We start from the raw sequence: 2,150 nt of genomic DNA on the forward strand, positions 1-2,150 counted from the left end.
GCGGGGAGGGGGGTGTCGCCGGGGAGCCAGAGGTGGATGGTGAGGGCGCCGAAGGCTCCGATCATGACGATCTCGCCGTGGGCGAAGTTGATGAGCTGGACGATGCCGTAGACCATGGTGTACCCGATGGCGATGAGGCCGTAGAGGGCACCGAGGGCGAGTCCGTTGACCAGCGTTTGCGGCAGTTGGTGCACCGCTGGGCCTCCGATGCGGGTGTCGGATGCGGGTCCGCGCGAGGGCGTGGGTTTCGTCCTCGCGCGGTGGGCCGGGGTCCGGGCGGGTGTGGGTGTGTGTGGGGGGTTTTCAGTCCTTGAAGGTGGCGCTCTTGACGGATTTCCAGGTGTCGCCGATGACCTGGTAGACGGTCAGTTGTTTGTTGGTGGTGTCGCCGTATTCGTCGAAGGAGACGTGTCCGGTGACGCCTTCGAAGGAGACTTTGCCCATGGCTTCGGTGACTTTGCTGCGGGCGTCGGCGGGGAGTTTTCCGTTGTTGGCGGTGACGACGTTTTTGACGGCTTGGATGATGGCCCAGGCGGCGTCGTAGGAGTAGCCGCCGTAGGCGGCGTAGGGGTCTTTGTAGTCGGCGGCTTTGTAGTTCTGGACGAAGGTTTTGGCGGAGTCGAGGGCTTCTACGGGGTAGCCGACGGAGGTGCCGAGGTCGCCGTCGTTGCTCTCGCTGGAGGCTTTGATGAAGGCGGGGTCGTAGAGGCCGTCGCCGCCCATGAGGGGGATGCGGGCGCCGGCTTTTTTGACCTGGTCGGCGAGGAGTCCGCCTTCGGGGTACTGGCCGCCGTAGTAGACGATGTCGGCGCCGCTGTTCCTGACTTTGTCGGCGACGCTGGAGAAGTCGGTTTCTTTGACGGTGATGTGGTCGGTGCCGGCGATTTCGCCGCCGAGGCGTTTGAATTCCTGGCCGAAGATGGAGGCGAGGCCGACGCCGTAGGTTTGTTTGTCGTCGACGATGAAGGCTTTTTTCTTCTTTGCGTCGTTGTAGGCGTACTGGGCGGCGAAGCGGCCTTGGATGATGTCGGTGGTGGCGGTGCGGAAGTAGGTGGGGAAGGGGCGTTTTTTGTCTCCCTTGAGCCAGTTGTCGCCCTGGCTGAGTTCGGGGCTGGTGTTGGCGGGGGAGATCTGGGTGAGGCCGGCGCGGGCGAAGACGCCTTGCATGGACTGGCAGACGCCGGAGTTGAGGGGGCCGACGACGCCGAGTACGGCTTTGTCGGCGACGAGTTTGGTGGCGTTCTGCTGGCCGGAGGCGGGGACGGCCTGGTCGTCGAGGGGTTCGGTGCGGAAGGTGACGCCCTTGACTTCTTTGTTCTTGTTGGCGGTGCGGGCGGCGAGGTCGACGGAGTTCTTGATGCCCTGGCCGAGGGCGGAGAGTGAGCCGGTGAGCGGGGCGTCGACGCCGATGACCACGGTGGTCTGCGCTTTGCCGCCGCTGTCGTTGTCGTCGTTCTTGCCGCCGTCGTCGCGGGAGCCGCAGGCGCTGAGGGTGAGGGCGCCGACGGTGAGGGTGGTGGTGAGGAGGAGCAGGGGACGATGGCGCACGGTGTGTCCTTTCCCCGGCGGGGTGGTGACTGGCCGTGACTCTAAGGGGGTGCGGCGACGGGGGGCAGAGGTGCTGGCCATGATGTGACTGTCTTGTTATGACGCAGATCACTTCTGGGGAATTCTGTGTAGCAGTGCTGAGCGAATGATCTTCGCGGATGGTGATTTGTCCCCCGAGTGCGGAGCCAGAAAGTGCAGTTCCGCTAAGTGGTCCGGGAGGGGGGAGGGGGTGTCCGGGCGCGGCCGGGTGTGGTCGTGTCGCCGTTTCTACGTTTCCCGCCGCGCCGTGTGGTCACACACCGTTACGTGGGGGGCCGCCAGTTCTCGGAGCTGCCGGTCGCTCCGCCGGCGGCCCGGCAGCGCTGTGCCGACTGGCGCCGGATCAGGCCGAGCGCCGCGTCCGTGCCGTGCCGGCGCTGTTCGTCGCGTGCCGCTTGGGTGATGTCGCTGTAGAGGGCGTACTGCTCGTTCGACAGGCCCTTCTGCTCCCAGTCGAGCCCGGCCCACTTGCCGCCGGTGATGTCCTGTTCGGCCCAGTACGAGATGAGCATGGTGCACAGCTGCACGGGGGAGGCGGGCGAGGCGGGCGAGGGGGAGCGCGG

The 2,150-nt window shown here is 66.0% G+C and carries 3 protein-coding genes; all 3 read right to left on the bottom strand.

Features of this window, described 5'->3' with window-relative positions; all coding sequences use genetic code 11:
* Positions 1-194: ABC transporter permease subunit (locus ACSNOH_RS34575; RefSeq protein WP_436725407.1), on the bottom strand; the 194-nt coding region annotated here is incomplete at its 3' end.
* 109 nt (positions 195-303) lie between these two features.
* Positions 304-1,548 (bottom strand): branched-chain amino acid ABC transporter substrate-binding protein, encoded by a 1,245-nt coding sequence (locus ACSNOH_RS34580; protein ID WP_436725408.1) that lies wholly within the window; start codon positions 1,546-1,548, stop codon positions 304-306.
* A gap of 302 nt (positions 1,549-1,850) precedes the next feature.
* A partial coding sequence (locus ACSNOH_RS34585; RefSeq protein WP_436725409.1) for a hypothetical protein occupies positions 1,851-2,150 on the bottom strand: 300 nt, incomplete at its 5' end.

Origin of the sequence: Streptomyces sp. URMC 127, assembly GCF_051386535.1 — a bacterium.
Taxonomy (GTDB): Bacteria; Actinomycetota; Actinomycetes; order Streptomycetales; family Streptomycetaceae; genus Streptomyces.